The organism is Micromonospora sp. CCTCC AA 2012012 (genome assembly GCF_040499845.1).
GTDB lineage: Bacteria > Actinomycetota > Actinomycetes > Mycobacteriales > Micromonosporaceae > Micromonospora > Micromonospora mangrovi.
Genome location: NZ_CP159342.1, coordinates 3,793,794 through 3,818,822 on the forward strand (window position 1 = coordinate 3,793,794; position 25,029 = coordinate 3,818,822).

General features: G+C 73.9%; 26 protein-coding genes and 1 pseudogene. 6 read left to right on the forward strand and 21 right to left on the reverse strand.

Annotated elements, in window-relative coordinates; genetic code table 11:
- Nucleotides 1–47 precede the first annotated feature (47 nt).
- Together ABUL08_RS16515 and ABUL08_RS16520 are read left to right on the forward strand one after the other, a co-directional pair.
- Nucleotides 48–986 carry a tyrosine recombinase XerC gene (locus tag ABUL08_RS16515; RefSeq protein WP_350938670.1) on the forward strand — a complete coding sequence of 313 codons (939 nt, stop codon included), beginning with the start codon at nt 48–50 and terminating at the stop codon, nt 984–986.
- Between the two features lie 376 nt (nt 987–1,362).
- Nucleotides 1,363–2,544: an aminotransferase class V-fold PLP-dependent enzyme gene (locus ABUL08_RS16520; protein WP_350930808.1), complete on the forward strand. Its 1,182-nt coding sequence runs from the start codon at nt 1,363–1,365 to the stop codon at nt 2,542–2,544.
- On the opposite strand, the gene ABUL08_RS16525 is transcribed toward ABUL08_RS16520, so the two are convergent.
- Complete coding sequence (locus ABUL08_RS16525) at nt 2,478–3,152, reverse strand: M23 family metallopeptidase (protein ID WP_350938672.1); 675 nt, start codon at nt 3,150–3,152, stop codon at nt 2,478–2,480. The genes ABUL08_RS16520 and ABUL08_RS16525 overlap by 67 nt on opposite strands.
- 144 nt (nt 3,153–3,296) lie before the next feature.
- Between ABUL08_RS16525 and ABUL08_RS16530 the strand changes: the two genes are divergently transcribed.
- Together ABUL08_RS16530 and ABUL08_RS16535 are read left to right on the forward strand one after the other, a co-directional pair.
- The gene (locus tag ABUL08_RS16530; RefSeq protein ID WP_350930809.1) at nt 3,297–3,950 is read left to right on the forward strand and encodes a class I SAM-dependent methyltransferase; all 654 of its coding nucleotides are present in this window, start codon (nt 3,297–3,299) and stop codon (nt 3,948–3,950) included.
- Entirely contained in the window at nt 3,947–5,053 is a 1,107-nt protein-coding gene (locus tag ABUL08_RS16535) for a sulfite oxidase (RefSeq protein ID WP_350930810.1), read from the forward strand. The genes ABUL08_RS16530 and ABUL08_RS16535 overlap by 4 nt, the downstream gene beginning before the upstream one ends.
- A gap of 52 nt (nt 5,054–5,105) precedes the next feature.
- On the opposite strand, the gene ABUL08_RS16540 is transcribed toward ABUL08_RS16535, so the two are convergent.
- The 12 genes and pseudogenes from ABUL08_RS16540 to proS form a co-directional block, all read right to left on the reverse strand.
- Nucleotides 5,106–5,429 carry a DUF2469 domain-containing protein gene (locus ABUL08_RS16540; RefSeq protein WP_007075222.1) on the reverse strand — a complete coding sequence of 108 codons (324 nt, stop codon included), beginning with the start codon at nt 5,427–5,429 and terminating at the stop codon, nt 5,106–5,108.
- Nucleotides 5,426–6,238: a ribonuclease HII gene (locus ABUL08_RS16545; RefSeq protein ID WP_350930811.1), complete on the reverse strand. Its 813-nt coding sequence runs from the start codon at nt 6,236–6,238 to the stop codon at nt 5,426–5,428. The genes ABUL08_RS16540 and ABUL08_RS16545 overlap by 4 nt, the downstream gene beginning before the upstream one ends.
- Complete coding sequence (locus tag ABUL08_RS16550) at nt 6,232–6,720, reverse strand: NUDIX hydrolase (RefSeq protein ID WP_350930812.1); 489 nt, start codon at nt 6,718–6,720, stop codon at nt 6,232–6,234. Before ABUL08_RS16550 ends, ABUL08_RS16545 begins: the two co-directional genes overlap by 7 nt.
- A gap of 46 nt (nt 6,721–6,766) precedes the next feature.
- Nucleotides 6,767–7,399 (reverse strand): signal peptidase I, encoded by a 633-nt coding sequence (gene lepB, locus ABUL08_RS16555; RefSeq protein WP_350930813.1) that lies wholly within the window; start codon nt 7,397–7,399, stop codon nt 6,767–6,769.
- 9 nt (nt 7,400–7,408) lie between these two features.
- Nucleotides 7,409–8,274, reverse strand: a pseudogene (lepB, locus tag ABUL08_RS16560) (signal peptidase I).
- A 193-nt stretch (nt 8,275–8,467) separates the two neighbouring features.
- Nucleotides 8,468–8,827: a 50S ribosomal protein L19 gene (rplS, locus tag ABUL08_RS16565; protein WP_350930815.1), complete on the reverse strand. Its 360-nt coding sequence runs from the start codon at nt 8,825–8,827 to the stop codon at nt 8,468–8,470.
- A gap of 145 nt (nt 8,828–8,972) precedes the next feature.
- Nucleotides 8,973–9,761 carry a tRNA (guanosine(37)-N1)-methyltransferase TrmD gene (gene trmD, locus ABUL08_RS16570; protein ID WP_350930816.1) on the reverse strand — a complete coding sequence of 263 codons (789 nt, stop codon included), beginning with the start codon at nt 9,759–9,761 and terminating at the stop codon, nt 8,973–8,975.
- A 21-nt stretch (nt 9,762–9,782) separates the two neighbouring features.
- Nucleotides 9,783–10,340, reverse strand: a complete 558-nt coding sequence (gene rimM, locus ABUL08_RS16575; RefSeq protein WP_350930817.1) for a ribosome maturation factor RimM — start codon at nt 10,338–10,340, stop codon at nt 9,783–9,785.
- The gene (locus ABUL08_RS16580) at nt 10,340–10,600 is read right to left on the reverse strand and encodes an RNA-binding protein (protein WP_091601092.1); all 261 of its coding nucleotides are present in this window, start codon (nt 10,598–10,600) and stop codon (nt 10,340–10,342) included. Before ABUL08_RS16580 ends, rimM begins: the two co-directional genes overlap by 1 nt.
- Nucleotides 10,575–11,069, reverse strand: a complete 495-nt coding sequence (gene rpsP / locus ABUL08_RS16585; protein WP_350930818.1) for a 30S ribosomal protein S16 — start codon at nt 11,067–11,069, stop codon at nt 10,575–10,577. The genes ABUL08_RS16580 and rpsP overlap by 26 nt, the downstream gene beginning before the upstream one ends.
- Nucleotides 11,070–11,308: 239 nt before the next feature.
- Nucleotides 11,309–11,956, reverse strand: coding sequence for a DUF402 domain-containing protein (locus ABUL08_RS16590; RefSeq protein ID WP_350930819.1), 648 nt, complete (start codon nt 11,954–11,956; stop codon nt 11,309–11,311).
- Between the two features lie 83 nt (nt 11,957–12,039).
- Entirely contained in the window at nt 12,040–13,446 is a 1,407-nt protein-coding gene (proS, locus tag ABUL08_RS16595) for a proline--tRNA ligase (RefSeq protein ID WP_350930820.1), read from the reverse strand.
- Nucleotides 13,447–13,574: 128 nt separating this feature from the next.
- On the opposite strand from proS, the gene ABUL08_RS16600 reads away from it, so the two are divergent.
- Together ABUL08_RS16600 and ABUL08_RS16605 are read left to right on the forward strand one after the other, a co-directional pair.
- Nucleotides 13,575–14,141, forward strand: coding sequence for a hypothetical protein (locus ABUL08_RS16600; RefSeq protein WP_350930821.1), 567 nt, complete (start codon nt 13,575–13,577; stop codon nt 14,139–14,141).
- Between the two features lie 65 nt (nt 14,142–14,206).
- The gene (locus ABUL08_RS16605; protein ID WP_350930822.1) at nt 14,207–14,806 is read left to right on the forward strand and encodes a TetR family transcriptional regulator; all 600 of its coding nucleotides are present in this window, start codon (nt 14,207–14,209) and stop codon (nt 14,804–14,806) included.
- A gap of 160 nt (nt 14,807–14,966) precedes the next feature.
- Here the strand turns inward: ABUL08_RS16605 and ABUL08_RS16610 are convergent, their stop codons facing one another.
- The 8 genes from ABUL08_RS16610 to ABUL08_RS16645 all read right to left on the reverse strand — a co-directional run bounded on the left by ABUL08_RS16610 (nt 14,967) and on the right by ABUL08_RS16645 (nt 25,025).
- Complete coding sequence (locus ABUL08_RS16610) at nt 14,967–16,046, reverse strand: amidohydrolase family protein (RefSeq protein ID WP_350930823.1); 1,080 nt, start codon at nt 16,044–16,046, stop codon at nt 14,967–14,969.
- Between the two features lie 124 nt (nt 16,047–16,170).
- Nucleotides 16,171–17,727, reverse strand: a complete 1,557-nt coding sequence (ffh, locus tag ABUL08_RS16615; RefSeq protein WP_350930824.1) for a signal recognition particle protein — start codon at nt 17,725–17,727, stop codon at nt 16,171–16,173.
- Between the two features lie 127 nt (nt 17,728–17,854).
- Nucleotides 17,855–18,511: a response regulator transcription factor gene (locus ABUL08_RS16620; RefSeq protein WP_350930825.1), complete on the reverse strand. Its 657-nt coding sequence runs from the start codon at nt 18,509–18,511 to the stop codon at nt 17,855–17,857.
- On the reverse strand, nt 18,508–19,632 hold the full coding sequence (locus tag ABUL08_RS16625) for a sensor histidine kinase (RefSeq protein ID WP_350930826.1): 1,125 nt from the start codon (nt 19,630–19,632) through the stop codon (nt 18,508–18,510). Before ABUL08_RS16625 ends, ABUL08_RS16620 begins: the two co-directional genes overlap by 4 nt.
- A 155-nt stretch (nt 19,633–19,787) precedes the next feature.
- Entirely contained in the window at nt 19,788–22,151 is a 2,364-nt protein-coding gene (locus tag ABUL08_RS16630) for a [protein-PII] uridylyltransferase (protein ID WP_350930827.1), read from the reverse strand.
- Between the two features lie 13 nt (nt 22,152–22,164).
- Nucleotides 22,165–22,503 (reverse strand): P-II family nitrogen regulator, encoded by a 339-nt coding sequence (locus ABUL08_RS16635; RefSeq protein ID WP_170285500.1) that lies wholly within the window; start codon nt 22,501–22,503, stop codon nt 22,165–22,167.
- Nucleotides 22,504–22,528: 25 nt separating this feature from the next.
- A complete protein-coding gene (locus ABUL08_RS16640; protein ID WP_350930828.1) occupies nt 22,529–23,941 on the reverse strand; it encodes an ammonium transporter in 1,413 nt (470 codons plus the stop codon).
- 220 nt (nt 23,942–24,161) lie between these two features.
- On the reverse strand, nt 24,162–25,025 hold the full coding sequence (locus ABUL08_RS16645; RefSeq protein WP_242797648.1) for a phosphotransferase: 864 nt from the start codon (nt 25,023–25,025) through the stop codon (nt 24,162–24,164).
- Nucleotides 25,026–25,029: the final 4 nt, after the last annotated feature.

Here is a 25,029-nt window from a genome sequence, read left to right on the forward strand (position 1 = left end):
GGGAGCACGGCGGCACCCGGGCGGCCCACGCGGCCCTCCCCCCGGCGATGCGCGAGGCCGTGGACGACTTCGCGGACCATCTCTCCCGGGTCCGCAACCGTTCCGCCCACACCGTCCGGGCGTACGTCACCGACCTGGTCTCGCTGCTCGACCACGCCGTGCGGATGGGCTGCGCCGCGCCGGAGCAGCTCGACCTGTCGGTGCTGCGCAGCTGGCTGGCCAAGCAACGGACCCTGGGCGCGGCCCGCACCACGCTGGCCCGCCGGGCCGCCTCGGCGCGCACGTTCAGCGCCTGGGCGCACCGGCACGGCGTGCTCCCCGCCGACGTGGCCGCCCCGTTGGCCAGCCCACGGGCGCACCGCGAGCTGCCCGCCGTGCTCCGCGCGGAGCAGGCCGCCGCCCTGGTCGAGGCAGCCGGCGCGGGGAGGCCCGCGGACGAGGTGTCCGAGCGGCCGGCGGAGCCCTCCTCGGGCGAGCCGGAAGCGGTGCTGCTGCGGGACCGGGCGCTGCTGGAACTGCTCTACGGCACCGGGGTGCGGATCAGCGAGGCGTGTGGTCTCGACCTGGCCGACGTGGACGACGGGCGTCGGGTGGTCCGGGTGTTCGGCAAGGGCGGCCGGGAACGCGCCGTCCCGTACGGGGTGCCGGCGCAGCGCGCGCTCGACGCCTGGCTGCGTGACGGCCGGCCCGCCCTGACCGGTCCCGCCTCGGGTGCCGCGCTGCTGCTCGGGGCCCGGGGCGGGCGTCTCCACCCGACCACCGCGCGCCGGATCGTCGCCGGGTACGCCGACGCCGCCGGGCTGCCCCGGACCAGCCCGCACGGGCTGCGCCACTCGGCGGCCACCCACCTGCTGGAGGGCGGCGCGGACCTGCGCGCGGTGCAGGAGCTGCTCGGGCACTCGTCGCTGGCGAGCACACAGATCTACACCCACGTCTCGGTGGAGCGGCTGCGGGCCGCATACCAACAGGCGCACCCCCGCGCCTGACCCGGTCCCGGCCGATCCGGTCCCGGCCGATCCGGTCCCGGCCGATCCGGTCCCGGCCGATCCGGTCGCGGCCGATCCGGTCCCGGCTGGTCCGAGCGCGACCGGCAGCGCGCCGACGGCCCGCCGATGCGGTCCAGGGTGATGCGGTCCACGCCGGTCCGCGCCCGACCGGCAGCGCGCCAACAGCCCGCCGGTGCGGTCCAGGGTGATGCGGTCCACGCCGGTCCACGCCCGACCGGCAGCGCGTCGACGGCCCGCCGACGCGGTCCACGGTGATGCGGTCCGGGCCGGTGTGGGTGTGCGGCCACCGGCTCCAGGGCCGGCGAAGCCGCCGCGAAGCCCGAGTTGATGATCGTCGGCGGGCTAGGATCGACGGATGACGGTCCCGCAGCCGCCCGAGCCGATCCCCGGGGCTCGGCTGCTCTTCTCGCTCGACCCGTCGGTCAATTACCTCAACCACGGTGCCTTCGGCGCGGCGCCGATCGGGGTGCAACGGGCCCAGCAGCGGCTGCGCGACGAGATGGAGGCGAACCCGCTGCGCTTCTTCACCCAGGGCCTGGTGGACCGGATCACCCACACCCGCCGGCACCTGGCCGCGTTCCTCGGCGCGGACCCGGACGGGACCGCCCTGGTGGGCAACACCACCGCGGGCGTGGCGGTGGTGCTCCAGTCGGTCGGCCTGCGTCCCGGCGACGAGGTGCTGACCACCGACCACGGTTACGGTGCGGTCGGCTTCGCCGTCGAGCGGGAGTGCCGCCGAACGGGTGCGGTGTCCCGGACGCTGTCGGTGCCGCTGGCCGCCGGTGACGAGGAGGTCGTGCAGATCGTGCGGGACGGGCTGCGTCCCGGACGGACCAAGCTGCTGGTCGTCGATCAGCTCACCTCGGCCACCGCCCGACTCTTCCCCACCGCTGCGATCGTGGGTGTGGCCCGGGAGCACGGGGTGCCCGTCCTGGTCGACGCGGCGCACGCGCCGGGCATGCTGCCGACCACGGTGGCCTCCATCGGCGCCGACTTCTGGGTGGGCAACCTGCACAAGTGGGCGTACGCGCCGCGCGGAACCGCCGCGCTGGTGGTCGCCGAGCAGTGGCGGGAACGGATCGAGCCGCTGGCCGTCTCGTGGGAGCAGGAGGCGGGCTTCCCGGGTCGGGTGGAGTCGCAGGGGACCCTGGACTACACGTCGTGGCTGGCCGCCCCGGTGGGCGTGTTCACCCTGCGCAGCCTCGGCGTCGACCGGGTGCGCGCCCACAACGCCGCGCTCGCCGCGTACGCCCAGCGGGTGGTCGGGGACGCGCTCGGGGTGGCGCCGGCCGACCTGCCGGAGCCCGGCGGACCGACGGTCGCCATGCGCCTGGTGCCGCTTCCGGCCGGGTTGGCGACCACGATGGACGCGGCGCGGGCGTTGCGGGCCCGGATCGCCGAGCGGCTCGCCGCCGAGGTGGCGGTGACGACCTGGAACGGCCGGGGCTGGCTGCGCCTCTGCGGTCAGGTCTACAACACGCCGGACGAGTACGACCGGCTCGCCGTCCGGCTCCCCGCGCTACTCGCCCAGGGCTGACCGGCGGGCACCCCGTCGACCGGCAGCAGCCGGACCGGGCCGAGGCCGAGCAGCGCCAGCGGGTCCAGGTAGTCGCGGTCCCGGCGCAGCCCCCAGTGCAGGCAGGCCGCCGCCGGGCAGCCGGCGTGGCCGGCGAGGAGGGCCCCGAGCGGTGTGCCGGCGACCACCCGGTCCCCCGCCCGCACGGTGGGACGGACCGGCTCGTAGGTGGTGCGGAGGCCGTCGGCGTGCCCGACGGTGACGACCGGACGCCCGGCGACCAGGCCGGCGAAGAGCACCACGCCCGGACCGGCGGAGCGGATCGACGTGCCGGTCGGGGCGGCGAGGTCGACGCCGCGGTGGCCGGGCAGCCAGGGCTGCGGCGGCGGGTCGAACGGCCGCATCACCGGCCCCGCCACCGGCCAGCCGAACACCCCGGCGCGCGGTGTCGGCGACGCGGACGCCGCCGGCCCGTCCGGCCGGGAACCGGGCCTCGCCGGGTCCGGCGCGGCACGCCCGGAGAACGCACCGACGACGGACCGTTTCCCCGCCCGGGCAACCGGCGGGGCCGACGCCGACAGCACCGACAGGAGTACGAGTTGGGCCGCGACCGCCGGCCGGGACAGCATCCACACGCCCCGCAGCCTTCCCGGGCCCCGCTCCCGGGGCGAGCGCGATCACCGCCGACTGTGGACAGCGGTCGCGCTGTGGAGAACCCCCGGGCGGCCGGTTGATCTGTTAAGGGCGGGACGGGGAGGACCTATGCTGGCCCGGTGACTCGGGACTGGTACGCCTGGCACGACGACTACGACCGTCCGGGCTCCCCGCTGTCCCGCCGCCTCACCGAGCTGCGGCAACGCCTCGGCGAGGCGCTGGACCAGGCACCACCGGGCCCGCTGCGGGTGATCAGTCTCTGCGCCGGCCAGGGCCGGGACCTGATCCCGGTGCTCGCCGCCCACCCGCGTCGCGCCGACGTCACCGCCCGCCTCGTCGAGTGGGATCCGCGCAACGTCGAGGTGGCCCGGGCTGCGGCCGGGCGGGCCGGTCTCACCGCCGTGGAGGTGGTGGCCGGCGACGCCGCCCGGACCGACCACTACGTCGAGCTGTCCCCGGCGGACCTGGTCCTGGTGTGCGGGGTGTTCGGCAACATCACCGAGGCGGACATCCGGGCGACGGTCCGGCACTGCGCGTCCCTCTGCGCGACCGGCGGCACCGTCTTCTGGACCCGGCACCGGCGCGAGCCCGACCTGGTGCCGACGATCTGCGACTGGTTCGCCGAGGAGGGCTTCACCCCGGTGGCGGTGAGCAGCCCGGCCGACGGGGTCGGCGTCGGGGTGCACCGGTTCACCGGCCCGCCCCGACCGCTGCCGGTCGGGGTGAGGATGTTCGAGTTCGTCGACCAGGAACGCCCGGAGGAGCAGAAGTGACCACTGTGGACGATGTCAGCCGGCCGTCCCGGATCGCCGGACCGGACGAGGCGATCAGCGTCGAGGAACTGCAGCTCGCCGCGCGCAACCACGGCATCCCGCTGGAGGCGCTGCGCTACGACGTGACCCCGGCGGGCCTGCACTACCTGCTCATCCACTACGACATCCCGGACGTCGACCCGGCCGCGCACGCGTTGACCGTGGACGGGGCGGTGGACCGGCCGCTCACCCTGGACCTGGCCGCCCTGCGGGAGCGGCCCCGGGTCACCCACCGGGTCACCCTGGAGTGCGCCGGCAACGGGCGGGCGCTGCTGCACCCGCGCCCGGTCAGCCAGCCGTGGCTGGTCGAGGCGGTCGGCAACGCGGAGTGGACCGGCACCCCGCTCGCGCCACTGCTGCGCGAGGCGGGGCTGGACGCCGAGGCGATGGACGTGGTGTTCACCGGCGTCGACCACGGCGTGGAACGCGGGGTCGAGCAGGACTACCAGCGGGCGCTGCCGATCGCGGACGCGCTCCGCGAGGAGGTGCTGCTGGCGTACGAGATGAACGGCGCCCCGCTGCTGCCGCAGCACGGGGCCCCGCTGCGGCTGATCGTGCCCGGCTGGTACGGCATGGCGCACGTGAAGTGGCTGCGGAACATCCGGGTGTCGACCGAGCCGTTCCACGGCTACCAGAACGCGGTCGCCTACCGGCTGCGGCGGGACGCCGACGACCCGGGGACGCCGGTGACCCGGATCGAGCCGCGGGCGCTGGTCCGGCCGCCGGGCTTCCCGGACTTCATGTCCCGGACCCGCGTGCTGCGGCCCGGGCCGTGCACGGTGGACGGTCGGGCCTGGTCCGGGCACGCGCCGGTCACGGCGGTGGAGGTGACCGTCGACGGCGGTACGACCTGGGCGCCCGCCGAGCTGGACGAGCCGACCGGGGGCCCGTGGGCCTGGCGGCGGTGGCGGTACGACTGGCACCCGGTGCCGGGGCGCTACGTGCTGGGCGCGCGGGCGACCGACGCCTCGGGGCGGAGCCAGCCGGTCGAGCAGCCGTGGAACCGGGGCGGCTTCGCCAACAACCTGGTGCAGCGGGTCGAGGTGGTGGTGCCGGCGGAGTGACCGGCCGCCGGTGGCGGGACGTCCGTCGGTCGTCCCGCCCGAGAGGGCTGGGTCAGCCGCCGAATCCGGAGTCTGCGGGAAGGGAGATGTCGGGCTTTTCGAGCTCCTCGACATTCACATCCTTGAACGTCATCACCCGGACGTTCTTGACGAAACGGGCCGGACGGTACATGTCCCACACCCAGGCGTCGTGCATCTCGACCTCGAAGTAGACCTCGCCGTCCGAGTTACGCACGTGCAGGTCGACCTGGTTGGCCAGGTAGAAGCGGCGCTCGGTCTCCACCACGTAGGAGAACTGGCGGACAATGTCGCGGTACTCCCGGTAGAGCTGCAGCTCCATCTCGGTCTCGTACTTCTCGAGATCTTCCGCGCTCATCGCACTCCGCCTTCCATGACCACATCTTCCCCCACCGGTGCCGGAGGTCGAGGCTGCTCGCCCAACGCCACGCCGACGGTACCCCCTGGCGCGCCGGAGCGCTCCATCGGCTCGTCCGCGCTGTCGCCGACCGGACGGCGGGACCGGGGCGGCCGCCCGTCCCGGCCGGAGATCGTCGCCACGTTGACGTACGAGAAGCGATGCTCCCGGCACGGCCCGTGCTCCCGCAGCGCCGCCGTGTGCTCCGGCGTGATGTAACCCTTGTGCTCGGCGAACCCGTAGCCGGGATACCGCCCGTCCAGCTCCACCATCATCCGGTCCCGGGTGACCTTGGCCAGCACGCTGGCCGCCGCGACGCAGGCCGCCACCCGGTCGCCCTTCCAGACCGCCAGCCCCGGCACGTCCAGCCCGTCGACGCCGAAGCCGTCGGTCAGCACGTACTCCGGGCGGGTGGTCAGCGAGGCGAGTGCCCGCCGCATCGCGGCCAGGTTGCACACGTGCAGCCCCCGCGCGTCCACCTCCTCGGCGGGAATCACCACCACCGCGTACGCCAGCGCCCGCTCCACGACCTCCGCGTAGATCCGCTCCCGGCTGGCCGGGGTGAGCAGCTTGGAGTCGGCCAGCCCGTCGATTTCGCCCCGTCGCCCCTCCGGCAGCACCGCCGCGGCGGCCACCAGGGGACCCGCGCAGGCACCCCGCCCGGCCTCGTCCGCGCCCGCCACGTGCCGGAAGCCCCGCCGTTGCAGGGCGCGTTCCAGGGCGTAGAGGCCACCGTCGCGGCGCACCACGGTGCGCGGCGGCGTCAGCACGGCGTACCCCCGGCAGCGGCCGGACGGTCGGCGGCGAGCACCCGGTCGAGCAGCGCCGGCAGGTCCGTCGGGTAGTACCGCTCGTCGGTGCCGGCCAGCTCGGTCAGGGGCCACCAGCGGTGCCCGGAGACGCTGGCCCGCTCGATCTCGTTGAAGCCCGCGGTGTCCACCTCCCAGGTCGGCACCCGGACCAGGAAGTACTCCTGCTCCTGCCGGTACCAGACGCCGTCGAACGGGAACTCGGTCGTCTCGGACCAGACCGGCGCGCCCAGCTCGGCCGGGGTGAGTCGGAGACCGGTCTCCTCGGCCAGCTCGCGGGCCGCGCCGTCGGCCGGGCTCTCCCCCGGGTCGAGCCCGCCCCCGGGGGTGAACCAGTAGCCGTGGTCCGGCCGGGCCGGGTCGGTGCCCGCGAAGAGCAGCACCCGGTCGTCGGCGTCGACGAGCAGCACCCGGGCGGCGCGTCGAGGGGTGTAGACGGTCACCGCCCAAGCCTGCCAGACGCCTGTGACGAACGCCCACGCCCTCCGGTCAGGGGTTGGGGATGCCGTCGAAGCCCTTCGGCACGGTCAGCCAGGTGGCCCGGCCGACCGGCCAGAAGACCGTGAAGGCGCGGCCGACCACCCGGTCGGTGGGAATGGTGGCCTCGGTGATGTCCTGGCCGGACTGCTGCCAGTGCTCCAGCGAGTCGCCGGAGGCCTCCCGGTGGTCACCCATCACCCAGAGCCGGCCCGCCGGCACCGTGATGTCGAAATCCTGGTCGGCCGGGCGGTTCCCCGGATAGATGAACGGCTCGTCGATCGGCTTGCCGTTGATCACGAGCCGCTCCTGCGGCCCGGAGCGGTCACAGCAGACCACGTGGTCGCCGGCGACGCCGATCACCCGCTTGATGAAGTCCTCGCCGTCGGGGTTGCCGCTCCACTCGGTGGGCGCCTTGAAGACGATGACCTCGCCGCGGTGCGGCGACCGGAAGTCGTAGACCAACTTGTTGACCAGCACCCGATCGTCGATCTTGAGGGTGTTCTCCATCGACGGGGAGGGGATGAAGAAGGTCTGCAGCACGAAGGCACGCACCAGCACTGCGACCAGGATCGCCACACCCAGGAGGATGGGCAGCTCCTTCCAGAAGGAACTGCGGGGCTTTTCGGTCTGCTCGTCAATCACGGGAGGAGCCTACGTCCCCGGCTCAGTCGCGGTCGTCCGGAACGCGCGAGAACGGAAAGCGCGGCCGTGACCGGGAGGACGAGCACGACACCACCCACCGGATCCGGGTCGACCGGCGCCGGTCGCAGCGGCGCGGCGGCGCGCGGCAGCGCGGCGAAGCTCTCCGGCACCGGCAGGCCGGTCCACCGCTCGCGCGGCCAGACGATCGCGAAGGCCCGGCCGATCACGTTGTCGATCGGCACCGGCCCCTGGCAGCGGGCGTCCTGCGAGACCAGCCGGTGGTCGCCCATCACGAAGATCTGCCCCGGCGGCACCACGACCTCGGTGAACTGCCGGGACCGGCACTCCTTCGGGTTCGGCGGCAGGTCCTCCGGCGAATCCTCCGAGACGTACGCCCGCTCGTCGAGCGGGACGCCGTTGACCGTCACCCGGCCCTTGTCGCAGCAGGCCACCCGGTCCCCCGGGACCCCGATGACCCGCTTGATGAAGTCCTTCTCGCCGGGCCGGCTGACACCCACCAGGTCACCGAGGGTCCGGCCGACCTTGCCGGCGAAGCCCGCCGGTGGCGCCGGGGTCTCCTGGGCGACCCACTTGTCGGTGCCGCGGAAGACCACCACCTCGCCCCGGACCGGGTCGCGGACGTCGTAGACGACCTTATTGACCAGCACCCGGTCGCCGATGAGCAGGGTGTTCTCCATCGAGCCGGACGGAATGAAGAAGGCCTGCAACAAGAAGGTGCGGATCAGCACCGCGAGGCAGAACGCGACGACGAGCAGGAGCGGCAACTCCTGCCAGAGGGGCATCTGCCGCCGGGTGCGTCGGGCCCGTCGACGCCACGGATCGGCCGTGCCGTCCTCGTCAAGCATCTGCACCATGCCACTCTCCGGTCCGCAGAAACGACACTACCGCCCGGGAGTCTCGCCGGGAGACCCCACGGGCGGCAGTGGACCGCTGTGCCGTCGCGGCACGTGCCGCGACGTTGCTGCCTCCTGCGCCCGTGCCGACCAGAGTAATGCGATCTGGTCGATACGACATCCGGGCAGGCCAGGTGGCGTGACGAGCGGAGAGTCAGCTCGTCGGCTGCTTCTCGCGCAGCTCCTTGATCTTGGCCTTCTTGCCGCGCAGCTCGCGGAGGTAGTAGAGCTTGGCCCGGCGAACGTCACCGCGGGTCACGACCTCGATCCGGTCGATGCCCGGGCTGTTCAGCGGGTAGGTCCGCTCGACACCGACGCCGAAGCTGACCTTACGGACCGAGAAGGTCTCGCGCAGACCGTCACCCTGGCGGCGGATGACGACGCCCTGGAAGATCTGGACCCGGGACCGGTTGCCCTCGACGACCCGCGCGTGCACCTTGACGGTGTCACCGGCGCGGAAGTCGGGAACGTCGACCCGCTTGGACTGGGCGTCAAGGGCGTCCAGGATGTTCATCGCTGTGTCCTCGTGAGGCTCAACGGCGCACCGTCACTCGGTGCGCGGATGGGTGATTCTGATCCCCGGGTGGTGGACGGTGGACCGCCCCCGGGTCGGGGATCCTCGCAGCCGCCCGCGGGCGCGGTCGACTGCGGCAACCCCTCTACTTTGCCACATCCCCCGGCGGCGACTGAAATCCACCCCGGTCCAGCGCGGCCCGGTCCCGCTTGTCCAGGCTCTCCGGGGGCAGCGCGGCGATCATGTCGGGCCGGCGGGTGGCCGTACGCAGCAGCGAGGAGTCCCGACGCCAGCGGGCGATCCGGCCGTGGTCGCCCGAGCGGAGCACCTCGGGCACCTCGTGCCCGCGCCAGGTCGCCGGCTTGGTGTACATCGGCGCCTCCAGCAGCCCGTGGGCGTGCGACTCCTCGTCCAGCGAGCCGGCGTTGCCGAGCACCCCGGGCAGCAGCCGGGTGACCGCCTCCAGGATCACCAGCACCGCGACCTCGCCGCCGAAGAGCACGTAGTCGCCGAGGGAGACCTCGGTCACCCGCATCCGGCCGGCGGCGTGGTCGAGCACCCGCTGGTCGATGCCCTCGTACCGGCCGCAGGCGAAGAGCAGGTGCGACTCGGCGGCCAGCTCGTGCGCCAGAGCCTGGGTGAACGGGACACCGGCCGGCGACGGGACCAGCAGCCGGGGCAGGGTGTGGCCGTCCGGGCTCAGCTCGTCCGGGGCGAGGGCGTCCAGCGCCTCACCCCAGGGCTCCGGCCGCATGACCATGCCGGGCCCGCCGCCGTAGGGCGTGTCGTCGACCGTGCGGTGCACGTCGTGGGTCCAGCTCCGCAGATCGTGTACGGCCAGCCGCAGCGTCCCGGTCTCCCGGGCCCTGCCGATCAGGGAGAGGTCGAGCGGGGCGAAGTATTCCGGAAAGATCGACACGATGTCGACGCGCATGACGGGACCGCTCCAGCGGGTCTAGAGATCGAGCAGACCGGCCGGCGGGTCGACCACGACGCGACCGCCGGCGAGGTCTACCTCGGGGACGATCGCCTTGACGAACGGGATCAGCGCGGTACGCCCCTCGGGGCGGCGCAGCACCAGCAGGTCGGACGCGGGCGCGTGGTCGATCCGGGCCACCTCGCCCAGCCGCTCCCCGGCCGGGGTGACCACGGCCAGGCCCACCAGCTGGTGGTCGTGGAACTCCTCCGGGTCCTCCGGCGACTCCACGTCCGTGCTCTCCACCCCGATCAGGGTGCCCCGCAGCGCCTCGGCGACGGCGCGGTCCGCGACGCCCTCGAAGGCGACCAGCATCCGGCCCTGGTGCCAGCGGGCCGCCTCGACGGTCAGCTCCCGGGGCACGGTGAAGAGGACGCCCGGACCCGGTGCGGGGTTGGCCGGAGCGGCCGCCCCCGGCTCGGTGACCAGCACCGAACCGGGGGCGAAGCGCGCTTCGGGCTCGTCGGTCCGCACCTCCACGGTGACCTCACCGCGGATGCCGTGCGGTTTGCCGATCCTGCCGACGATGAGAAGCATCAGTACGAGTCGACGATGTCGACGCGTACCCCGCGTCCACCGATGGAGCCGATCACCTGGCGCAGCGCCTTGGCGGTCCGGCCGGACCGTCCGATCACCGTACCGAGGTCCTCGGGGTGCACGCGGACTTCCAGCCGCTTGCCCCGACGGGAGTCGACCATGCGGACGCGCACGTCGTCCGGGTTGTCGACGATCCCCTTGACCAGGTGCTCCAGCGCGGGACGCAGTGCCACGTCAGGCCTGCTCACCGGCGTCGGCAGCAGCGGCCGGGGCCTCGGCCGGAGCCTCGGTCTTCGGCGCCTCGGTCTCGGCGGCGGCCTCGGTCTTGGCCGGGGCCTCGGCCTTGGCGGCCTTCTTGGCGGGCTTGGCCGGGGTCTCCGGGGCCAGGCCGGCGGCGGCCTTCGCCTCGGCCTCGTACGCCGCCTTGCGGTCGGCCCGCTCGGGGGCGACCTTCAGCGGCGGCGGGGCCGGCAGGCCCTTGAACTTCTGCCAGTCACCGGTCAGCTCCAGCAGGCGCTGCACGGCCTCGCTCGGCTGCGCGCCGACCGAGAGCCAGTACTGGACCCGCTCCGACTTGACCTCGATCACCGAAGGGTCTTCCTTCGGCTGGTACACGCCCACGAACTCGATCGCCCGGCCGTCGCGCTTGACGCGCGAGTCGGCGATGACGATGCGGTACTGCGGGTTGCGGATCTTACCCATCCGCAGGAGCCGGATCTTTACGGCCACAGTTGTTTCGCTCCTGTTGCGATCTCACCGGCCCGAACGGGCGGTGTGCGGGTGAGAGCCGACCGGCACAGTGGGGTTGGGCCGGAGACTGCTCGGTGGACTGGCGACACGCCCGGGTTAGAGGGCGCCGGACGCGTGCCGGATACCAGCGACCCATTCTGCCAGATCCGGTGCCGATCGCTCACACCGGACCCGGACAGACCCCGCACGTCCGGCCTCGGAGTGACGCAGCACACCCGTCACCGGACCGGCGGCCGGTCCCAGCCGGGTGGCAGGTCGTCCGGTACGCCCCAGTCGGCGGGCGGGGTGAAGTCGCACCACGTCCCGTCGAACGGGAACGCGCCGGCCTCGGCGCGGGCGATCACCCGCTCCCCCTCGGCCCGTACCGCCCGCTCGTCGGTCACCCAGTAGTGCCCGGGGAAGGCGAGGCGCTCGGCGAACTCCTCCTCGTCCTTCCACGCCCAGGTGTGGTCGGGTCGGACCACCACGTCCAGGTCCTGGTCGACCATGTCCACCCCGGCGACCGGACCGTCGTCCCAGCGGACGCCCGGTTCCTCCAGGTTGACGTACCACTCGGCGAAGCGGTCGTGGGAGTCGCGGAACCACCAGACCGAGTGGGCGGCGCCGGTGGGCAGGAACTTCAGCACCGGCGGGCCGTTCCACCGGCCCCGCGCCAGGCGGTAGGAGGAGGTGATCCACTCGGCGAACGGCATCGCCCGCATACCCTGCCCCGCCTCGGTGACCTCGTGCGCCACCGGGGTGTCCCGGGCGACCCAGAGCAGCAGGCCCCGAGCGTCGTCGAGGACCACCCGGGCCGGCCGCACCCAGCCGATCCGGCCGTGCCGCACGTTCCGGTGCAGGATCAGCCGACCCGGTTCGAACCGCACGCCCACCACCTCAGCTGTCGACGGGACCCTCGGCGACCGGGCCGGCGGCGCAGTGCGCACCGCCGGACCGGCGTCCGCAGATGTCAGTAGGCGCGGGCGAGGATGGCGACCAGGTCGGGCTCGTCCTCCGAGTCCGGCACCGAGCCGTCGGCGCGCAGCAGGCAGCGCACGGTCACGCCCTGACCGTTCGCCTCGGCCTCACCCTTGACGCCGACCGCCGACCACGGCACCCGGGCCCAGCCGGTGGCCGCCGCCTCGATCGCCTCGGCCAGGGTCGACACCTCGACCGTGCGCGACTCGCGGTGGGCGAGGGCCTGGTCGTGCAGCGCCTGCTGGTCGGCCTCCAGCGCGGCCAGGACCGCGCCGACCACGTCCGCCACCGGCGTCGGGGCCTTCGAGCCGTCCGTACGCCGGACCACGACCGCGTTGCCGGCGGCCAGGTCACGAGGGCCGACCTCGACGCGTACGGGATAGCCCCGCAGCTCGGCGTCGACGGCCCGGCGGCCGAAGGCGGTGTCGGTCCGGTCGTCGAGCGCGACCCGGACACCGGCGTCGCGCAGGCCGTCGCGGAGCTTGGCCGCCGCCTCGCCGACGCCCTCGCCGTCCTTGACGATCATCACGTACGCCTGGATCGGCGCCGCCTTCGGCGGCACCCGCAGGCCGTTGTCGTCGCCGTGGGCCATGATCAGGCCGCCGAGCATCCGGGTCGAGGTGCCCCAGGAGGTGGTCCAGGCGTGCTCCCGGCCGCCCTCCTTCGCGGAGTAGCTGATGTCGAACGCCTTGGCGAAGTTCTGCCCCAGCTCGTGACTGGTGCCGAGCTGGAGCGCCTTGCCGTCGCCCATCATGCCTTCGCAGGTGTAGGTGGCCGTCGCCCCGGCGAAGCGCTCCCGGGCGGTCTTCAGGCCCACCACCACCGGGATGCCCAGCACGTTGACCATCAGGTCCTCGTACGCCTCGTGCAGGATCCGCCGCGCGTAGGCGCGGGCGTCCTCCCGCGTCGCGTGCGCGGTGTGCCCCTCCTGCCAGAGGAACTCGCTGGTCCGCAGGAAGATCCGCGGGCGCAGCTCCCAGCGGACCACGTTCGCCCACTGGTTCAGCAGCAGCGGCAGGTCCCGGTACGAGTCGATCCACTTGGCCATGAACTCGCCGATGACCGTCTCGCTGGTGGGGCGCACCACCACCGGCTCGGCGAGCTGCTTGCCACCACCGTGGGTGACCACCGCCAGCTCCGGCGAGAAGCCCTCGACGTGCTCGGCCTCGCGCTTGAGGTAGCTCTCCGGGATGAAGAGCGGGAAGTAGGCGTTCTCCGCGCCGGCCGCCTTGATCCGGGCGTCCATCTCGGCCTGCATCCGCTCCCAGATGGCGTAGCCGGCCGGGCGGATGACCATGGTCCCCCGGACCGGGCCGTTGTCGGCCAGCTTCGCCTTGGCGATCAGGTCCTGGTACCAGCGGGGAAAGTCCTCCGCACGGGGAGTGAGCACGCGTGCCATGACCGCACATCCTATGCGCCGCCCGGAGGGCCGCCGCGATCGGGCGCGCCCGAGGCGCGGAGGCGCCCGGACGGGCGTACGCGCGCGGGGCAGCGGAACCGACCGGACGCTGGTTAGCATCTGCGCCCATGTCCCCGCTGCGTTCCCTGTTCGGCCGCGTCTCCGGGCCGGCGCCGCTGCCCTTCCCGCCCACCTCGCCGGAGGGGCTGGCCGCCCGCTGGGTGCGTTGGGTGGCCGCGCACGGGTCGGCGAAGAACCCGGTCCGCGACACCACCGGCGAGCACGCCGCGCACCACCAGCCGGACGACGTGTGGTTCCTCGCCGGCAGCTACGGCGGTTCGGTGACCCGACGCTGCGCCCTGCCGGCCGGCCGGCCGCTCTTCTTCCCGGCCTTCACCATGTGGCAGTATCCGGCGAGGGCCGGCGAGGTCCCGGTGGTGTCCCGCGCGACCGGGCACGCCCAGCTCGACGGGGTTCCGGTGCCACTGGCGACGATCGGCACGCCGACACCCTTCGAGGTACGCGGCGCACTCGGCAACGGGGTGACGTCGGGTTCCCGCCCGACGCCCGTCACCTGCTGGGGTCTCTGGGCCAGCCTGCCGCCGTTGGCACCGGGCGCGCACGAGCTGACCTTCGGCGGCAGCGACGGCCGCGGCTTCTGGGTCGAGGCGCAGTACCACCTCGTCGTCAACTGACCCGTCCGGCGGATGCCGGTGACGGCGGTGGGCGGCGCGTCGCCGCCCGTAGACTTCCGGACACCATGGACGAGCCTCGGGAGTCAGCCCGCCAGCGCCTGCGGAACAGCATCGTCGACGCCGCCCGTAGTCAGACGATCGCCACCGGCTGGGACGGCGTCCGGATGGGTGGCGTGGCGACCGCCGCCGGGGTCAGCCGGCAGACCGTCTACAACGAGTTCCGCAGCAAGGCGGGGCTGGCCGAGGCGCTGGCCCGCCGCGAGGTGGACCGCTTCGTCGGCGAGGTGCGGGCGGTGCTCGACGAGCACGGCGCCGACGTCCGGGCGGCCGCGTACGCGGCGATCCGGCACACCCTCGCGTCGGCGGCGGACAACCCGTTGATCAAGGCGATCCTGACCAGTGCGCGGGGCGGCTCCGAGGAGCTGCTGCCGTACCTGACGACCCGGTCTGAGCTGGTCCTGACCGAGTCCTCCAACGCGCTGCTGGAGTGGGCACAGCGCCACCTCCCCGACGCGGACGGGCCGGCCCTCGCCTTCGCGGCGGACACCATCGTCCGCCTGGTGGTCAGTCACATCGTGCTGCCCCAGGCCCCGGTGGACGACACCGCCGACGCCCTCGCCACCCTCGCCCTCCACCTCTTCCTCACCGCCACCACCCTCCCCTGACCCCGCCGCCCGCCCCGCCGCCCGCCCGCCGGCCGCCCACTCGCCCGGCCGGCAGATTCACGGAAAGCGTGGCCATCGACGTCGAAATGGCCACGCTTTCCGTGAATCTGCGAAGCGGTGGAGGGCGGACGGGGCGGGCGGGTGGCGCGGGGTTGGTGGGTCAGCGGATGACGTGGCCGCGGAGGACGATGCGGGAGGGGGTACGGACGACGCGCAGGTCCCTGCGGGGGTCCTCGGGATAGACGGTGAGGTCGGCGAGGCCGCCCTCGACCAGGCCGGGGAAGCCCAGCCACTCCCGGGCGCCCCACGAGGCGGCGGCGAGGACGTCCCCGGCCGACATGCCGGCCTGCTCGTGCAGCAGCAGCATCTCCTCGGCGGCCAGCCCGTGGTCGATGCCGCCGCCCGCGTCGGTGCCGACGTAGATCGGCACGCCCGCCTCGTACGCCGCGCGCACCACCTCGGGGAAGCGGTCGCGCAGGGCGATCATGTGGTCGGCGTACCCGGGGAACTTGGCGCGGGCCTGGTCGGCGATGCCGCCGAAGGTCCGGATGTTGATCATCGTGGGCACCAGTGCGGTGCCCTGCCGGGCCATCAGGTCGATCAGGTCGAGGCTCAGGCCGGTGCCGTGCTCGACCGAGTCCACCCCGGCCCGCACCATGATCTCCACCGCCGACTCGGAGAAGGTGTGCACGGCGGCGCGTACCCCGGCGGCGTGCGCGGCCGCGACGGCCGCGGTCATGGTGTCGGCGTCCCAGGCCGGCGCCAGGTCGCCGACGCCCCGGTCGATCCAGTCGCCGACGAGCTTGACCCAGCCGTTGCCGGCGGCGGCCTGCGCGGCGACCGTCGCGGCCACCTCCGCCGCGCCCACCTCCACGCCGATGTCGCGCAGGTAGCGCTTCGGCGGCGCGACGTGCCGGCCCGCGCGGGCCAGTCGCGGCAGCCCCGGTTCGTCGTCGAGTTCGGGGTACGGGTACGGCGACCCGGCGTCGCGGATGGCGAGGACCCCGGCGTCCCGGTCGACGTGGGCCAGCTCGCGGGCCGCGTCGAGGGAGGTGATCGGGGCGCCGCCCCGGGCGATGCCGATGTGGCAGTGCGCGTCGGTCAGCCCCGGCAGCACGAAGCCGCCGTCGGCGATCGTCTCCGCCCCGGGCACCGGGTCGAAGGTGACCCGGTCGCCGTCGAGCCAGATGTCCCGGACCTCGTCGTCCGGCAGGAGCACACCGCGCACATGCAGAGCCATGCGCACAGTCCTACCCGATCACTCCCCGTCGGGCGCGAGCAGGTCGCGACAGGCGAACCCCGGAGGTGCGGCAACCCCGCCACCGTGTCGGGTGACGGGGTTGCCGCGGGGATGACGAGAGGCGTCAGCGGGGGCGGTTGTCGCCCTTGCCGAGCTTGTTGAAGTCGATCTTCGGGAGCTTGAAGCCCGGCGGCAGCCCCTGCCCGCCGGCCAGGTCACCCGGGTCCATGCCCGGCGGGAGCTGCGGCATGCCGCCCGGGAAACCGCCCGGCAGCCCCGCGCCCGCCCCGCTGCGCGGACGACCGCCACCCTTGGTGCCCTTGCGCTTGTTCTTCGGCGACTTGGTGGCCTTGCGCCGGCCGGCACCGGGCAGGCCCATCATGCCGCCCATCTGCTTCATCATCTTCTGCGCGTCGGTGAAGCGGTTGAGCAGCTGGTTGACGTCCATCACGGTGACGCCGGAGCCGCTGGCGATGCGGGCCCGCCGGGAACCGTTGATGATCTTCGGGTTGGTCCGCTCGCCCGGGGTCATCGACCGGATGATCGCGGTGACCCGGTCGAAGTGCTTGTCGTCCAGCTCGGCGAGCTGGTCCTTCATCTGCCCCATGCCGGGCATCATGGCCAGCACGTTGGCGATCGGGCCCATCCGCCGGACCGCGATGAGCTGGTCGAGGAAGTCCTCCAGGGTGAACTGCTCGCCGCCCATCAGCTTGGCGGTCATCTTCTCCTTCTGATCGGCGTCGAAGGCCTGCTCGGCCTGCTCGATCAGAGTGAGGACGTCGCCCATGCCGAGGATCCGGCTGGCCATCCGGTCGGGGTGGAAGACGTCGAAGTCCTCCAGCTTCTCGCCGGTCGAGGCGAAGAGGATCGGCTGCCCGGTGACCTCCCGGACGCTGAGCGCGGCGCCACCGCGGGCGTCGCCGTCGAGCTTGGACAGCACGACACCGGTGATGCCGACGCCGTCGCGGAACGCCTCGGCGGTGCGGACGGCGTCCTGGCCGACCATCGCGTCGATGACGAAGATGACCTCGTCGGGGTCGACCGCGTCGCGGATGTCGGCGGCCTGCTGCATCATCTCCGCGTCGATGCCGAGGCGACCGGCGGTGTCGACGATGACGATGTCCCGGGCGGCCCGCTTGGCGTGCTCGATCGAGGCGCGCGCCACCTGCACCGGGTCGCCGGTGCCGTTGCCGGGCTCCGGGGCGTACACCTCGACGCCGGCGCGGCCACCGAGCACCTGGAGCTGCCCGACGGCGTTGGGACGCTGGAGGTCGGCGGCGACCAGCATGGGCTGGTGGCCCTGGGCCTTGAGCCAGCGGGCGAGCTTGCCGGCGAGGGTGGTCTTGCCGGAGCCCTGGAGGCCGGCCAGCATGATCACCGTCGGCGGCTGCTTGGCGAACTGGAGCCGCCGGCCCTCGCCACCGAGGACGTTGATCAGCTCCTCGTTGACGATCTTGATGATCTGCTGGGCCGGGTTGAGCGCCTCGGAGACCTCGGAGCTGCGAGCGCGCTCCTTGACGTTCGCGATGAAGCCCTTGACCACCGGCAGGGCGACGTCGGCCTCCAGCAGCGCCATGCGGATCTCGCGCGCGGTGGCGTCGATGTCGGCGTCGGTGAGCCGACCCTTGCCGCGGAGCTTGGTGAAGATCCCGGACAGGCGGTCACTCAAGGTGTCAAACACACGAACATCCCGTTTGTCAGTGTTCCGGCGGGCACAGGCGGCCGGGACGACCGCCCCGACCACCGTTAGGGTAGCCCGCCGCCCGCACCCCCGCTCCGAGCCGGCCCACGCCCGGCCCGCCGCGTGATCAGGAGGCGACCAGCCCCGACTGGTACGCGAAGACCACGAGCTGGGCGCGGTCCCGCGCGGCCAGCTTCACCATCGCCCGGCTCACGTGGGTCCGCGCGGTCGCCGGGCTGACCACCAGCCGCTCGGCGATCTCCGCGTTGCTCAGCCCCTCCCCGACCAGTCCCACCACCTCCCGCTCCCGCTCGGTGAGGGTGCCGAGCCGGGGATGCGGCCGGGGCACCCGGGCGGGCCGGGTGGCGAACTCGCGGACCACCCGGCGGGTCACCGACGGCGACAGCAGCGCCTCCCCCTCGGCCACCAGCCGGATCGCCCGCAGCAGCTCCGCCGGCCGGGTGTCCTTGGTGAGGAAGCCGCTGGCCCCGTGCCGCAGCGCGTCGAAGACGTACTCGTCCAGCTCGAAGGTGGTCAGCACGATCACCCGGGTCCCGGTCAGCGCCGGGTCGCCGACGATCCGCCGGGTCGCCTCGATGCCGTCCACGCCCGGCATCCGGATGTCCATCAGCACCACGTCGGGGCGTTCCCGCCGGGCCAGCGCGACCGCGTCGAGCCCGTCGGCGGCCTCCCCGACCACGGCGAGGTCGTCCTCGCTCTCCACGAGGGTGCGCAACCCGATCCGGACCAGGTCCTGGTCGTCGGCGAGCAGCACGGTGATCACTGAGCCTCCTCCACGGGCAGTCGCGCCGAGACGCGGAAGCCGCCGCCGGGTGCCGGGCCGGCGGTGCAGGTGCCACCCAGCGCCGTCACCCGTTCCCGCATGCCGGCGAGGCCGTGGCCGGCCCCGGGGGCACCGACCGGCCCCCGACCGGTGTCGGTCACCTCCACCGTCACCCCGGTCGGGGCGTGCTGGAGCCGGACGGTGGCGGTGGCCGGTCCGGCGTGCCGCAGCACGTTGGTCAACGCCTCCTGCACCACCCGGTACGCGGCCAGGTCGACGGCGACCGGCAGCGCGCGGGGCTCCCCGGTGACCTCCACGGTGACCGGCAGCCCGGCGCCGGCCAACCGGTCCCGCAGCTGCGGGAGCTGGGCCAGCCCGGGCGTCGGGGCCCGCTCGCCGGCCGGCTCGTCCCGGCGTACCACGGTGAGCGTCACCCGCAGCTCGTCCAGCGCCTCCCTGCTGGTGCGGCTGATCGCGGTGAGCGCCGCCTCGGCCTGCTCGGGCCGGCGCGCCAGCAGGTGCAGGGCGACCTCCGCCTGGAGGTGGATCGCGGCGAGGCCGTGCCCGACCACGTCGTGCACCTCGCGGGCCACCCGCAGCCGCTCCGCGTCGGCCAGCCGGCGGGCCTCGTCGACCCGGCCGCGGGCCGCGCTCTCCCGGGCCAGCCGGACCGTGGTGCCGACCGCGAACGGGACCACCACCCAGGCGGCGGCCGGCATCGCCCCGAAGAGCCCGGGCGGGCGGACCCCGACCACCACGTGCGTCAGCAGCGCGGCGAGCGCCACCCCGGCGGCGACCGCCCCGACCCGCAGCGGCAGGTACGCGGCGACCGTGTACACCGCCACCAGCAGCGACAGCAGGATCGGCCCGTACGGGTAGCCGAGCACCAGGTACGCCGTGGTCGCCGCGGTGACCACCCCGAGGGTGACCAGGGGCCACCGGCGGCGCACCGCCAGCGCCGACGCGGCCACCACCACCAGCGGGTACGTCGCCCGACCGGTGCCCACCCCGGCGTTGGCGGCGGCCGCCCCGGTGCCGACCAGCCCGACCGCCAGCAGCACCAGGCCGACGACCGCGTCGACGAGCGGGGCGGGCCAGGTGAGCCCGCGGTTCCCGTCCACCCGTCCCCCTCCCCGCCCGGCGGCCCGGCGGCTCGGGCTGCCCGCACCGAGCATCGCCCACCCGGCCGCGACGATCCAGCATCCCGCCCGCCGGCCCGTCCCACGTCGTCCCTCGGGCGACCCGCCGGCTACGTCCCCGGACGTAGTCGCCGGGGCTACACGGCGGCCAGGACGGCGGCCTCCAGGCGGGCGCGTTCGGTGTCGTCGGGCCAGTTGCCGACCAGATAGAAGACGTCCACCACGTCCCCGCCGAGGGTGGAGATGCGGGCGGCGCGGACCTGGGCGCCGGCCTCGTCGAGCGCGCAGGTGACCCGGTAGAGCAGGCCGGCCGCGTCGGCGGCGCGCAGCTCCAGCAGCACCGCGTCGGTGGCCGCCTCGCGGTGCCAGACCACCCGGGGTGCGGCCCCCTCGCTGCGGGCGGCCAGCGCCCGGCCGCGCAGCCGCTGGGTGACCGACACGTCGCCGCCCACCGCGCGGCGCAGGTCGGTGCTGAGCGCGATCGGGTCGGGGGCGAGACCGTACCGGGGCTGCACCCGGCACTCGACCAGGGCCCGGCCGTCGACCGTGGTGGCGTCCGCGGAGAGCACCTCCAGCCGGTGCAGGGCCAGGCAGCCGGCGACCGTCGCGAGCAGGCCGCGCCGGTCCGCCGCGGCCACCGCCACCCGGTCCCCGGTCAGGTGTACGACCGGCAGCGGCCCCGCCACCAGCGCCGGGTCGGGGGCCGGGGGCGCGGGCAGCACGCCGGTGTCCAGCGCGGTCCGCACCCGGGCGACGAGTTCGGCGACCAGCCGTCCCTTCCAGTCCGACCAGGCGCCCGGCCCGGTGGCGGCGGCGTCGGCGCGGACCAGGGCGTGCAGCAGGTCGAGCGTGGTGGGGTCACCGACCTTGTCGGCCACGTCGGCGATGGTCTTCGGGTCGGACAGGTCACGGCGGGTCGCCACGTCGGGCAGGAGCAGGTGCAGCCGGACCAGCGCGCCGATCAGCGCCGCCTCCGGTTCGGGCAGCCCGATCCGGGCGGCCACCGCCTCGGCCAGCGGCGCACCGACGGTGCTGTGATCTGCGAAGGTGCCGGCGGGCTCATGCCTGCCGGCCCGCCCGGCGGCACCTTCGCCGGGGAGCCCCTTGCCGATGTCGTGCAGGAACGCGCCGAGCAGCAGCAGGTCCGGGCGGTCCACCTCGCGGGTGTGCCGGCTCGCCTCGTACGCGGTCTGCACCAGGTGCCGGTCCAGGGTGAACCGGTGCACCGGGTTGTGCTGGGGCAGGCTGCGCAGCCGGGTCCACTCGGGCAGCCAGCCGTCGATCAGCCCGTACCGGTCGCAGGTCTCCCAGGCGGGCACCAGACCGGGACCGGCCCCGAGCAGGGTGATCAGCGCGGTCCGGGCGGCGGGCGGCCACGGCGCGGGCAGCGGCGGGCAGTACGCGGCCAGCCACTCGCAGGTGGCGCGGGCGATCGGCAGCCGGGTGGTGGCCGCCGCGGCGGCGACCCGCAGCGACAGGCTCGGGTCGGGGCGGGAGCCGATCGCGGTACGGGCGAGCACCAGCTCCCCGTCGTGTTCGACGACGTCCCGGGCGACGGGGCGGCGGACGGGCCGGCCGTCGGCGCCCCGGCGGCGGCCGGAGCGGAGCCGGTCGGCAGCCCGCCAGGCGTCGTCGAGCGCGTGGCTGACGGTGCGGGCGTCCCCGGCGACCCGGCGCAGCAGGGCGTCCCCGTCGCGGTCGTCGACGGGGCCGACGCCGGGCGGGGCGGGGCGCACGCCGAGCAGGGCGGCGACGCCGTCGCGTTCCTGGGCGACGAGCCGGTCGACCCGGCGGCCGACCTGCTGGTGCAGGGCGTCGCGGGTGTCCAGCAGCCGCAGGTGGGCGGCGCGGACGGCGGGGCGCAGCGCGTCGGTGACGTTGGCGGTGGCGATGGCCCGAAGGATGCCGACGTCGCGCAGCCCGCCGGCGGCCTCCTTCAGGTCGCCTTCGAGGAGGAAGGCCAGTTCGCCGTGGGCGGCCCAGCGGGCGGTGGTGATCTCCCGCAGGCCGGGGAGCTGGCGGACGGCGGTGCGCCGCCAGTGGTCGGTGGCGGTGTGGATGAGCTGGTCGGCGAGGGCCCGGTCACCGGCGACGAAGCGGGCGTCGAGCAGCCCGAGGGCCACCTTGACGTCGTCCTGCGCCACCGACAGCGCCTCGGCGACGGTCCGGACGGAGTGGTCGAGTCGCAGCCCGGCGTCCCAGATCGGATACCAGAGCGCGGCGGCCAGTTCGTCGGTGCCGGCGACCCCCGCGTGCAGCAGCACCAGGTCGAGGTCCCCGTACGGCGCGCACTGCCGCCGCCCCAACCCGCCCACCGCGATCAGCGCGATCCCGGGCCGGTCGGGCAGCAGCGTCCCCAACCACCGGTCGAAGGCGTCGGCGCGCGCGACCCGCGCCGCCTCCCCCACTCCCCCGGGAAGGCCGACGACCTCGTTGATCAAGAGGGTCGCGTCGCCGTCGCCGGGGTGTCCTGACACGTTCCTCTTGATCAACGAGGTCATCGGTTCCGCTCTCCTAGAGGGCGTCGAGGCCGCGTTCGCCGGTGCGGACGCGGACGACCTCCTCGACGCCGGTCACCCAGACCTTGCCGTCGCCGATCTTGCCGGTCCGGGCCGCCGCCACGATCGCGTCCACGATCTTGTCGACGTCCATCTCGTCGGTGAGCACCTCCACCCGGATCTTGGGCAGGAACTCGACCGTGTACTCGGCACCCCGGTAGACCTCGGTGTGCCCCTTCTGCCGGCCGTACCCCTGGACCTCGCTGACGGTCAGGCCGGCCACGCCGAGGGCGTGCAGGGCCTCCTTCACCGCGTCCAGCTGGTACGGCTTGATGACCGCGGTCACCAGTTTCATGTCCAACCCCTCCATCCCTGGAACGTTAACCGGCGACCTTCTCGCTGACCGGCTCGGCGGGCTCCTCCGCCGGCTCGGCGGACCCCGGGGCCGGCCTGGTGGCGCCGATCCCGGCCATGGCGAACGCGCCACCCGCGCTGCTGCCCGTGGTGGGCGACAGGTCGTACGCGCTCTCCGCGTGCTCGGCGACGTCGATGCCCTCGACCTCGGCCTCGGCGCTGACCCGGAAGCCGATGGTCTTCTCGATGGCGAAGGCGAGCAGCCAGGCGATGCCACCGGACCAGATCGTCACGATCAGGCCGGCCAGCGCCTGCCGACCCAGCTGGGTCAGACCGCCGCCGTAGAAGAGACCGTCGGAGGCACCCACCACGTCGCTGATCGCGCCGTTGACCGAGTTGGTGGCGAAGAGACCGAGCCAGAGCGACCCGATCCAGCCGCCGACGAAGTGCACGCCCACCACGTCGAGGGAGTCGTCGTAGCCGAGCTTGTACTTCAGGCTGATGGCGAGGGCGCAGACCGCACCGGCGACGATGCCGAGCACGACCGACGCCCAGGGGGCGATGAAACCGCAGGCCGGGGTGATGGCGACCAGACCGGCGACGGCACCGGAGGAGGCGCCGACCATGGTCGGCCGCTTGTCCTTGATCCACTCGACGGCGAGCCAACCGAGCACCGCCGCGGCGGTGGCGAGCTGGGTGTTGAGGAAGGCCAGACCGGCGACCGAGTCGACGGTCAGCTCCGAGCCGGCGTTGAACCCGAACCAGCCGAACCAGAGCAGACCGGCACCGAGCGCGACCAGCGGGATGTTGTGCGGCTTCATGCCCTCCCGGGGCCAGCCGACCCGCTTGCCGAGCACCAGGGCCACGCCGAGCGCCGCCGCACCGGCGTTGATGTGCACCGCCGTACCGCCGGCGAAGTCCAGTGCGTGCAGCTTGGCGCCGATGATGCCGCCGCCCCACACCCAGTGGGCGACCGGGAAGTAGACCAGGGTGGCCCAGCCGAAGGCGAAGAGCAGCCAGCCGGAGAACTTCGTCCGGTCCGACAGCGCGCCGCTGATCAGCGCGACGGTGATCACCGCGAAGACCATCTGGAACGCCATGAAGACGTAGAGCGGGACGCCGATGCCGCTGGGGTTCTCGGCGGTCGCGCCCCACAGGTCGGTCTCGGCCAGGAACGTCTTGGTGCCCAGGTATGCCCCCGGGTCGCCCCAGAAGCCGTTCACGTCGGTCCCGAAGGCGACGCTGAATCCGTAGAACCACCACAGCACGGAGATGAGCCCGATGGCGGAGAAGCTCATCATCATCATGTTGAGCACGCCCTTGGCCCGGTTGAGGCCGCCGTAGAACAGCGCCAGTCCCGGGGTCATGAGCAGCACGAGAGCGGTCGAAACCAGCAGCCAAACGGTGTTGCCGCCGTCGATCGTCGGTGCTTCAGGCACGCTGGCCTCCTAAAGGTGAAGTTCCCTCCTTCGCGGCTTCCGGGGCAGCGTCGCCCGTACGCCGGATGCGCGGAAGCTTGGTCGGCCGCTGTTTCCTTCACCGACACCGCTCGATTTCCGTCCGGTGACGGGTTGTTTCCGGCGTGTGAAGAACGCCGATCATGGAACCCGGAAACGGAAAGAGCGGCCCGAGGGCCGCTCTTTCCGGGGCGGGGCAGCGTCAGCGCAGCGCGTGCTCCAAGGCGTGCCGCTCGTAGTCGAGCAGCCGCAGGTCGCGCATCGGGCGACGGAGGTGACCCTTGTGCACGATCCGGACGAAGGCCGGCTCACCGGCCGCCGCCATCCGGCGGATCCCCTCGACGTGGTCGACGATCCGCTTGCGGATGGTCCGGATCAGCCGGTGCCGGTCCCGCGGGATCAGCCCGTACGCGTCGGCGAAGAGCCGCAGCCGCCGCGGCCGGTCGGGGTGCTTCCAGCCGAGGGTGATCGAGTCCCGGTCGGAGAAGATCGGCACCCAGGTCCACGCCGCGTACGCCACGTCGTAGATCCGGGCCCCCGGCGAGGCGAGGTCGAAGTCGATCAGCCCGAGCGTGCCGTCCGGCCGCCAGATCACGTTGTGCGGGGCGGCGTCGTGGTGACAGATCACCTCGGTGTCCGGCGGCGGCGGGCCGAACGAGCGCCAGACCGCCCCCGGCGGCGGGGTGAAGCCGTACTGGGCGTCGTGGAACATCCGCAGCATGGTCGCCACGGTCACCAGGGCCTCGTCGGTGACCCAGTGCGGGGCGAGCGGATATTCCCCGCACTCCCCCTCCAGGTACGACAGGACCTCCCGGTTGCGCTCGTCCATGCCGAGGGCGCGCGGGGCGCCGGTGAAGCCGACGTACTCCAGGTGGCGCAGGAGGGCGTGCACCGAGGGGGTCCAGGGGCCGGCGTTGCGCCGGACGGTGTCCCCCACCCGGACCACGGTGCTCACGTTCCCGCCGTGCAGCGGGATCTCCTGCGAAGTCACGTACGGTCTCCCGAGGCGCGGCGACAGGTGGCTGGGGTCGCGCCACCCGCCGTAGGCGCGATCGTCGGTCGTCACTCGA

Coding starts and splice junctions, on each gene's coding strand:
- ABUL08_RS16515 (WP_350938670.1), top strand. CDS start 48: ATGCGCGAGGCCGTGGACGACTTCGCGGACCATCTCTCCCGGGTCCGC.
- ABUL08_RS16520 (WP_350930808.1), top strand. CDS start 1,363: ATGACGGTCCCGCAGCCGCCCGAGCCGATCCCCGGGGCTCGGCTGCTC.
- ABUL08_RS16525 (WP_350938672.1), bottom strand. CDS start 3,152: ATGCTGTCCCGGCCGGCGGTCGCGGCCCAACTCGTACTCCTGTCGGTG.
- ABUL08_RS16540 (WP_007075222.1), bottom strand. CDS start 5,429: ATGAGCGCGGAAGATCTCGAGAAGTACGAGACCGAGATGGAGCTGCAG.
- rplS (WP_350930815.1), bottom strand. CDS start 8,827: ATGAACATCCTGGACGCCCTTGACGCCCAGTCCAAGCGGGTCGACGTT.
- trmD (WP_350930816.1), bottom strand. CDS start 9,761: ATGCGCGTCGACATCGTGTCGATCTTTCCGGAATACTTCGCCCCGCTC.
- rimM (WP_350930817.1), bottom strand. CDS start 10,340: ATGCTTCTCATCGTCGGCAGGATCGGCAAACCGCACGGCATCCGCGGT.
- proS (WP_350930820.1), bottom strand. CDS start 13,446: ATGGCACGCGTGCTCACTCCCCGTGCGGAGGACTTTCCCCGCTGGTAC.
- ABUL08_RS16600 (WP_350930821.1), top strand. CDS start 13,575: ATGTCCCCGCTGCGTTCCCTGTTCGGCCGCGTCTCCGGGCCGGCGCCG.
- ABUL08_RS16605 (WP_350930822.1), top strand. CDS start 14,207: ATGGACGAGCCTCGGGAGTCAGCCCGCCAGCGCCTGCGGAACAGCATC.
- ABUL08_RS16610 (WP_350930823.1), bottom strand. CDS start 16,046: ATGGCTCTGCATGTGCGCGGTGTGCTCCTGCCGGACGACGAGGTCCGG.
- ABUL08_RS16630 (WP_350930827.1), bottom strand. CDS start 22,151: ATGACCTCGTTGATCAAGAGGAACGTGTCAGGACACCCCGGCGACGGC.
- ABUL08_RS16635 (WP_170285500.1), bottom strand. CDS start 22,503: ATGAAACTGGTGACCGCGGTCATCAAGCCGTACCAGCTGGACGCGGTG.